Source organism: Insolitispirillum peregrinum (assembly GCF_900156605.1).
Taxonomy (GTDB): Bacteria; Pseudomonadota; Alphaproteobacteria; order Rhodospirillales; family Rhodospirillaceae; genus Insolitispirillum; species Insolitispirillum peregrinum.
The window spans coordinates 1-8,191 of the sequence record NZ_FTOA01000016.1; the positions used below are offsets into that span (position 1 = coordinate 1).

Below are 8,191 nucleotides of genomic sequence, written 5' to 3' on the forward strand. Positions count from 1 at the left end.
CTGATCCGTCATCCGGCGGTGGCGCAGGCGGTGGTTGATGCGGTGGGGGAAACCCCGGCGCGGCGGCGACTGGCGGCGTTCGTGGTGCCGTGCGATCCGGCACAGCCGCCGCTGCTGGCCGACCTGCGCACGCATCTGGCGGCCCTGCTGCCAGCCTACATGGTGCCGGGGCTGTACGCACTGATCGATGCCGTGCCGCTGTCAGCCAACGGCAAGCTCGACCGTCGCCGCTTGCCGGAGGTCCGCAACGATGATGCCCCCCGCCCGGTCGAGCGTCCGCACTCCGATCTGGAGGCGGTGATTGCCGAGGTGGTGGCGTCGCACCTCGCCGTCCCCGTTGTCGGGCGGCAGGAGGCCTTTTTCGAGGTGGGAGCCACCTCGCTGTCATTGATTGCCATCCATCGCGACCTGCAACAGCGCCTGCAGCGCGAGCTGCCGCTGCTGGTGCTGTTTGAACATCCGACCGTTCAGGGCGTGGCCGCCTTTCTGCAGGGCGCACAGGACGACAGTCAGGACCATGCCAACCACCGTGCCGAGCGCCGCCGTGATGCGCGCGCCGCACGCCGGAGCGTCCGTCGCCCGGTTGAGGAGAATGTTTGATGACCCATGTTTCTTCGCTGCCGTTCTGCCCCGACGAGCTGGCCGATGCCATCGCGGTGATCGGGATGGCGGGCCGCTTCCCCGGGGCTGATACCCTTGCGGCCTTCTGGGAGATGATCCTGAGCGGCACCGATGGCGTGCGCCGCTTTACCCGGGAAGAACTGGCCGCCGCCGGGGTGCCGCAGGCCAGCCGCGAGCACCCGGACTATGTGCCTGCCGCCGCCATTCTCGATGGCGTTGACCTGTTCGACGCCAGCCTGTTCGGCATCCCGGCGCAGGAAGCGGCGCTGATTGATCCGCAGCACCGGCTGTTCCTGACCTGCGCGTGGGAAGCGCTGGAAGGCGCGGGCTATCCCCCCGGTGACCACCCGTTGCCGGTGGGAGTGTTTGCGGGCTCGAGCCTCAGCACCTACCTGTCTCCGGCCCCCGGCGACGCGGGCGGAGAGCAGGGAGCCGCCCGCCTGCAACGGCTGATCGGCAACGACAAGGACTATCTCACCACCCGCGTTTCCCACCGGCTGAACCTGACCGGCCCGAGTGTGGCGGTGCAGACCGCCTGTTCGACCTCGCTGGTGGCGGTCCATCTGGCCTGCCAGAGCCTGTTGTCGGGCGAATGTGACATGGCGCTGGCCGGTGGGGTGTCGATCACCCTGCCGCAGACGGCGGGCTATCGCTATCAGGATGGCCTGATCCTGTCGCCGGATGGCTGTTGCCGTCCGTTTGATGCGGCAGCGGGCGGGACGCTGAATGGCAACGGGGTGGGGGCGGTGCTGCTGAAGCCGCTGCCGCAGGCCCTGCGCGATGGCGACATCATTCACGCGGTGATTCGCGGCTCGGCGGTCACCAACGACGGCAGCGGCAAGGCGGGCTATACCGCTCCCAGTGTCTCCGGCGAGCTGCGCACCATCCGCGAGGCGCTGGCCGTCGCCGGGGTCGGGGCGGACTCCATCGGCTATGTCGAAGCCCACGGCACCGGCACGGCGCTGGGGGATCCGATTGAAATGGAGGCCCTGACGCGGGTGTTCCGCCTCGATGGGGCCGCCACCGGTGGCTGTGCCGTTGGCTCGGTGAAGGCCAACATCGGCCATCTTGACGCCGCGGCGGGCGTCACCAGCCTGATCAAGGCGGTGCTGGCGGTGCGGGAAGGGATGATCCCTCCGCTGGCACACTTTACCGCGCTCAATCCGCGCATCGCGGCCGAGCAGTCGCCGTTCCGCTTTCCCACCACCGCCGAACCATGGCCGGAGGCGCTGCCTGTTCGCCGTGCCGGGGTCAGTTCGTTCGGGTTTGGCGGCACCAATGTCCATCTGGTGATCGAACAGGCCCCGCTGCTGCCGGTGGCGGCGAGCGGAGAAGACGACGACCAGTTGCCGGTGATCCTGCCGCTGTCGGCCCGTCTGCCGGATGGCGTTACCGAATTGGCCGCCCGCTATCGCCAGTCGCTGGAGGGGACGGTTGCCCCGGCGGCGCTGGCCTGGACGGCGGCCTGCCATCGCCGCAGCTTTGCCGCGCGGGCGGTGGTGGTGGTGCCGCGTGGTGCCGACGCCGGGCGACAACTGCAGGACGCCTTGCGCGATGTGGTTCCGCTGACCTCGGCGGCGGCTCCCCGGGTGGCATTCCAGTTTTCCGGTCAGGGCGGGCTGTATCCCGGCGTGGCCGCCGAGCTGTACCGGGCGGTTCCGGTCTTCCGGGCTGCCTTCGAGGCGCTGGGGACGCTGGTATCCGCGCCGGTGCGGGCCTGGCTGCTGTCGCCCGCCTCTGCCGATCTGCCGGTTGCCTCGGCCATCGTCCAGCCGGGCCTGCTGGCCTACCAACTGGCGCAGGTCGGCATGTGGCAGCGGCTGGGCATCGAGCCGCAGGCGGTGCTGGGGCATAGCGTCGGTGAAGTGGCGGCGGCGGTGGTTGCCGGATTGTTGACCCCGGCGCAAGCGATGGCGCTGGCGACCACCCGTGGCGAACTGGCCGACCGGCTGGCCGAGCCGGGGTTGATGGTGGCCATTCTGGCCCCGGAAGCCGAGGTGTCGGCAGCTCTTGCCCCCTATGCGCAGGATGTGGCGCTGGCGACGGTCAACGGTCCGGCGGAATGCGTGATTGCCGGTCGTCAGCCTGCGGTCGAGGCTGTTGTCGGGCATTTCCATGCCCGCGAGGTGGTGACGCGCCCCCTGCGCATCACCCATCCGTTCCATGCCCCAACCATCGAACCGCTGCTGGAGCCGCTGGCGGCGGCGGCGCCGGTCAGTGCCGACACGCCCCGCCTGCCGTTCTACGCCGGGCTGCTCGGGCGGCCCTGGCAGAGTGGCGAGGTGATGGACGGCGCCTATTGGGCGCGCCATCTGCGCCAGACCGTGCGCTATGACCGTGCCCTGCCGTCGTTGCTGGATGATGGCTATGATGTGGTGCTGGAAATCGGTCCCCATGCCACCCTGACCCGTCTGGGACGCCAGCAGGCCCCGGCGACGCTGTTTGTCAGCACCGTGGAACGGGGCCGGGTGCTGGATGCCTGCGCCAGTGCGCTGGCGGCGCTGTGGCTGGCCGGGGCCGATCTGGTCTGGTCCGGGGCGTTGCAGCCGCAGACCAGGGTCAGGGCACCGACCTATCCCTTTGCGCCGGAACGCCACTGGCACCCGCTGGCCGGGCGGTTGAGCGGCAGCGGGCGGGACCCGTGGCCGGAGATGTGCCGGGCGGTCGGGGCGTTCAGTCAGGCCGCTGCCGCACTGGTCGAGCTGGATCAGCACCCGCTGCGCGAACAGCACCTCGAAGCCCTGTGTGCCGCCGGGGTGGCATGGGCCTTTGCTGCCCTCGGCTTCCGCGACGGGCTGGAGGCGACGGCGCTGTGTCAGGCGATGGCGATTGCCGCCCCTCATCATGATCTGGTCTGCCGTCTGCTCGACGGGTTGGAGGCGGCGGGCCGGATTGAGCGCGACGGCGGCGTCTATCGTGCGTTGCGCGTTCCCGATGAGGACGAACTGGCGATGCTGCGCCAGCAGGCCGAACCGTTGTGGCAGGTGTGGGGGGCGATGAAGGATATCACCCTGCGCGCCATTGACGCCCTGCCTGCCATGCTGCGTGGGACGGTCAACCCGCGCGAGGTGCTGTTTGGCGATGGCTCGCTGGACGAGGCGCGGGCGGTCTATTCCGAATTGCCGAACTCGCGCTATTTCAATGGCTTGATCCGCGAGGCCGTACGGGCTTTTCTCGCCGCCGAGGACGGGCAGGGGCCGCTCCGGCTGCTGGAAATCGGCGGCGGGACGGCGGCGACCACCGAACGGCTGCTGCCCCTGCTGCCGCCCGACCGCACCACCTATACCTTCACCGACATTTCGCCGGTGTTCCTGAACGCCGCCCGGCGGCGGTTCCTCGACTATCCGTTCCTGCACACGGCCCGTTTTGACGTCAGCCGTGATCCGGTCGCGCAGGGGCTGGAGGCGGGGGCTCAGGATATGGTGGTGGCGGCCAACGTGATGCACGCCGCCGCCGATCTGGGCGAGGCGGTGGCCAACGCCCGCCGTCTGCTGCGACCCGGTGGCTTGTTCCTGCTGTATGAAATCACCCGCCCCAACCTGCTGGGCGAAATCACCACCGGCCTGCTGATGGACCCGGTGCGGGATACCGACCGCCGAGGGCTTCAGCCGATGGTTGACGAGGCGGGCTGGCGGCGGGTGCTGGCTGAACAGGGCTTTGAGGCGGTCGAGGTTGTGCCTGCCGCCGACCATCCGGCGGCCTGTCTGCCCGAACGGGTGATTCTGGCGCGGTTGTCATCCACGGGCCAGCCCGATCATCAGCGTGATGATGTGTTCTATGCCACCCGCTGGGAACCGGCCCCCGCTGCCACCCTGCCGCCGTCGCTGGCCGGGCAGCAGTGGGTGTTGCTGGTCGCGGAGGCCGAGACGGGGACTCTCTGGCTGTGCGCGCTGCAGGACGCCTTGCGGGAAAAGGGTGCCGATGTGTGCCTGATACACGATCTGACCTCCGCCGAGGCCGTGGCTGGGGCGGTCCGTGCCCTGCCGACGGCGGCACAGCGGCGGGTGGTTGACCTGCGGGCGGCGCTGCCTCTGCCAGACCTGCCGCTGCCCGAGCTACAGCGCCACCTGTGCGGCGGTTTGCTGCATGTGCTGGCCGGGTTCGAGGTTGCCGGAGTGGCTTTGGGGACGCTGGCGGTGGTGACGCGCGGGGCGCAGGCCGTGGCAGAGGGGCACGCCCTGCGGCCAGAGCTGGCGCCGCTGTGGGGAATGGCGCGGGTGGTTGCTCTGGGGCACCCGGAACTGGCCTGCCGCCAACGTGACCTGCCGCTGTCCGGCGAGGTGTCCCCAGCCGACCTGCTGGCAAGTCTGGCCGATGCCGACAGCGAGCCGCTGCTGGCCCTGCGTCCCGAACAGGGCGGCCTGTGGCGGCCGCGTGTGCAGCGTCAGGACCTGCAGGCGTTGCCGCCACAGGCCGCGCCGGTCGCCGCCGATGGCTGGCAGGTGATTGCCGGTGGTTTCGGCGGGCTGGGGATGACGCTGGCCGTCTGGCTGGCGGAGCACGGCGCACGCCGGATTGCCCTGCTGGGACGCTCTGCACCGTCGCCCGAGGCGGTGGCAACGATTGCCCGCCTGCGGCAACAGGGGGTAACGGTGGCCGAGCTGCGCGCCGACCTGACCGATCCGGCGACGCTGGAGCGGGCCTTTGACCAGCTCGAGGGCGACATTCGCGGCCTGTACCACTGTGCTGTTACCCGCACCCTGCCGGTGGAGGCCGACAGCGACCCGTGGGCGGCGTTCGGGGCGGTGATGGCCCCGAAGGTCGAAGGTGCCTGGGCGCTGCATCGCCTGTCGCTGGAACGCCGCTGGCCGCTGGAGGCCTTTGTGCTGTTCTCGTCGTCGGTCAGCGTGGTTCCGGCCTACGGCCTGCCACACTATGTCGCTGCCAACAGCTTTCTTGATGCGCTGGCGCAGGCGCGACAGGCGCAGGGCTTGCCGGCCCAGAGCATCAGTTGGGGGGCGTGGCTGGAGGTCGGCGCGGTGGCCGACCCGGCGCAGGCCGAGCACCTGCGGCGCGGTGGTCTGCGCGGTTTCCGTCCAGCCGAGGGGCTGGCGCTGTTTGCCCGTGTGCGGGAACGGGCCTGTGCCCATCTGGCGGTGATGGATGTGGACTGGACCGCCCTGCTGCGCCAGTACGCCAAGGGCGGCATTCCTCCGGTGTTTGCCGCTGTCGCCGGGGCAGTACGGTCACCGGTGGGCGGCATGGTGAAACCCGATGCCATCGCTGGCACCGGACGGGATGATGCCTTCCTCGCCCGGTTGCAGGCCGCAGGCAGCCCTGAACGGGCCGAAAGCCTGCTGCGCGACTGGTTGCGGGGCCGTTTTGCCCGTCTGCTCAACCGTCCAGCCGAGCGGATCAGCGATCAGGGGAACCTGATTGAACAGGGGCTGGACTCGCTGATGTTCATTGAAATGTCGGGCGGGTTGGGAACGGCGCTGGGCGTGCGGCTGTCCCCCAGTGAGCTGCTGCGTACCTTCACCGTTGCCGGGATCGCCGCCAGCCTGACCCCCCGGCTGTGGGGAGACACGGGAGCTGCTCCCGAGGCCGCGCCGGAGCCGGAGGTTGATCTGCCGTCGCTGTTGCAGGACCGTCCGCACGACCGCCATCTGCCGTTCCCGTTGACCGATGTCCAGCAAGCCTACTGGATCGGGCGGCGGCAGGAACTGGAACTGGGGAATGTCGCCTGTCAGGGCTACACCGAGTTCGACTGCCTCGACCTTGATCGCCCCCGCCTGCAACGGGCGTGGCAGACGGTGATCGACCGCCACGAGATGCTGCGGGTGGTGATCGGCGAAGACGGCCAGCAGCGCATTCTGTCCGATGTGCCGCCCTATCGCTTTGCCTGCCTTGACCTGCGCGATCTGGACCCGCCTGACCGTGAGCAACGGCTGGCCGACCTGCGCCATGATCTGTCGCACAAGGTCCGGGATCCGGCCTGCTGGCCGCTGTTTGATATCCGGGTCAGCCTGATCGACGACCAGCGGACCCGCCTGCATGTCGGGATCGACAACGTGGCCATTGATGGCCGCAGCATCGGCATTGTGCTGGCCGAATGGAGCGCACTGTACTTCGAACCGGCGCTGGCCCTGCCTGCGGTGCCGCTGTCGTTCCGCGATTACGTGCTTGCCTTTGACGCCTACCGGCAGACGGCGGGCTATCAGCGGGCCCGCCGGTATTGGCTGGATCGTTTGCCCGACCTGCCGCCTGCTCCTGATCTGCCGCTGTGGCGTGACCCGGAAAGCATCGACCATCCGCGCTTTGTCCGTCATCACTTCCGGCTGGACGCCGGGCAGTGGGGGGCGCTGAAAGCCGCTGCTGCCGGGCGCGGGATGACCGCCGCCGGGGTGCTGCTGGCCGCCTATGGCGAGGTGCTGGGACGCTGGAGCAAATCGCCGTGCCTGACCATCAACGCGCCGGTGTTCACCCGCCTGCCGGTGCATCCGGCAATTCAGGACGTGGTGGGGGAATTTACCTCCAACGTGCTGGTTGGTCTGGACACCGCCGGAGGGAGCTTTGCCACCCGGGCGCAGGCTGCCCAGCACCGCCTGTTGTCTGACCTGCATCACAGTGTGGTCAGCGGCATTGAAGTGGTGCGGGCGATGATGAAGGACGGTGCCAACGCCCGTGGGGCGGCGATGCCGGTGGTCTTTACCAGCACCTTTGGTCTGGCGGGAACGGCGGATACCAGCTTTGCCCATCATATCAGCGCCTTTTCCCGCTTTGGGCAGGAAGTGTTCAACATCAGCCAGACGCCGCAGGTGTGGCTGGACAACCATGTCCACGACCTCGACGGCGGTCTGGGGGTGAACTGGGATGTGGTGGAGGGCCTGTTTGCACCGGGGGTGATCGAGGCGATGTTTGCCACCTATCACCAGCTGTTGCAGGGTCTGGCCGAGGGTCCGGCGTTGTGGGAAGCGGTGCAGCCGGTGGCGCTGCCCGCCGACCAGCAGGCCGAGCGGGCAGCGGTCAATGCCACCGCGGCCGATCTGGGGCCGGATGAGCTGTTGCACCGTCCGCTGCTGGCGCAGGCCCTGCGCACGCCGCAGGCGGTGGCGCTGATCACCCCGCATCAAAGCCTGACCTATGGCGAGATGGCCGGGCTGGCGCTGGGGCTGGCCGGGCAGCTCAGCCCGCTGTGCCAGAAACAGGGGCCGCATGTGCCGCTGGTGGCGGTGGCTTTGCCGAAGAGCTGGGAGCAGGTGGTGGCGGTGCTGGCGGTGCATCTGGCCGGAGCGGCCTATGTGCCGCTGGACCCCGAGCTGCCGCCCGCCCGCCGGGCGGTGGTGCTGGCCGAAGCGGCACCGGTGGCGGTGATCACCTCGGCGGCGCTGGCGGCGCAGGACTGGAGTGGCCTGCCGCTGCGGCTGGTCGAGGAGGCCCGCTGCCTGCCACTGCCCGCACAGGTGCCGCCTGCGCTGCAACGGCCGGACGATCTGGCCTATGTGATCTTTACCTCCGGCTCCACCGGCACCCCGAAGGGGGTGATGATGGATCACCGGGCGGTGCTGAACACCGTCCGCGACATCAACCAGCGCCATGGCGTCGGGCCGCAGGATGCGGTGTTTGCCCT

The 8,191-nt window shown here is 69.5% G+C and carries 2 protein-coding genes; both read left to right on the forward strand.

All coding sequences use genetic code 11. From position 1 onward, the window contains the following. On the forward strand, nt 1-600 hold a 600-nt coding region (locus tag BW995_RS20040; RefSeq protein ID WP_245821553.1), incomplete at its 5' end, for an AMP-binding enzyme. After that, nucleotides 600-8,191: type I polyketide synthase (locus tag BW995_RS20045; RefSeq protein WP_076402215.1), on the forward strand; the 7,592-nt coding region annotated here is incomplete at its 3' end. The genes BW995_RS20040 and BW995_RS20045, both read left to right, overlap by 1 nt.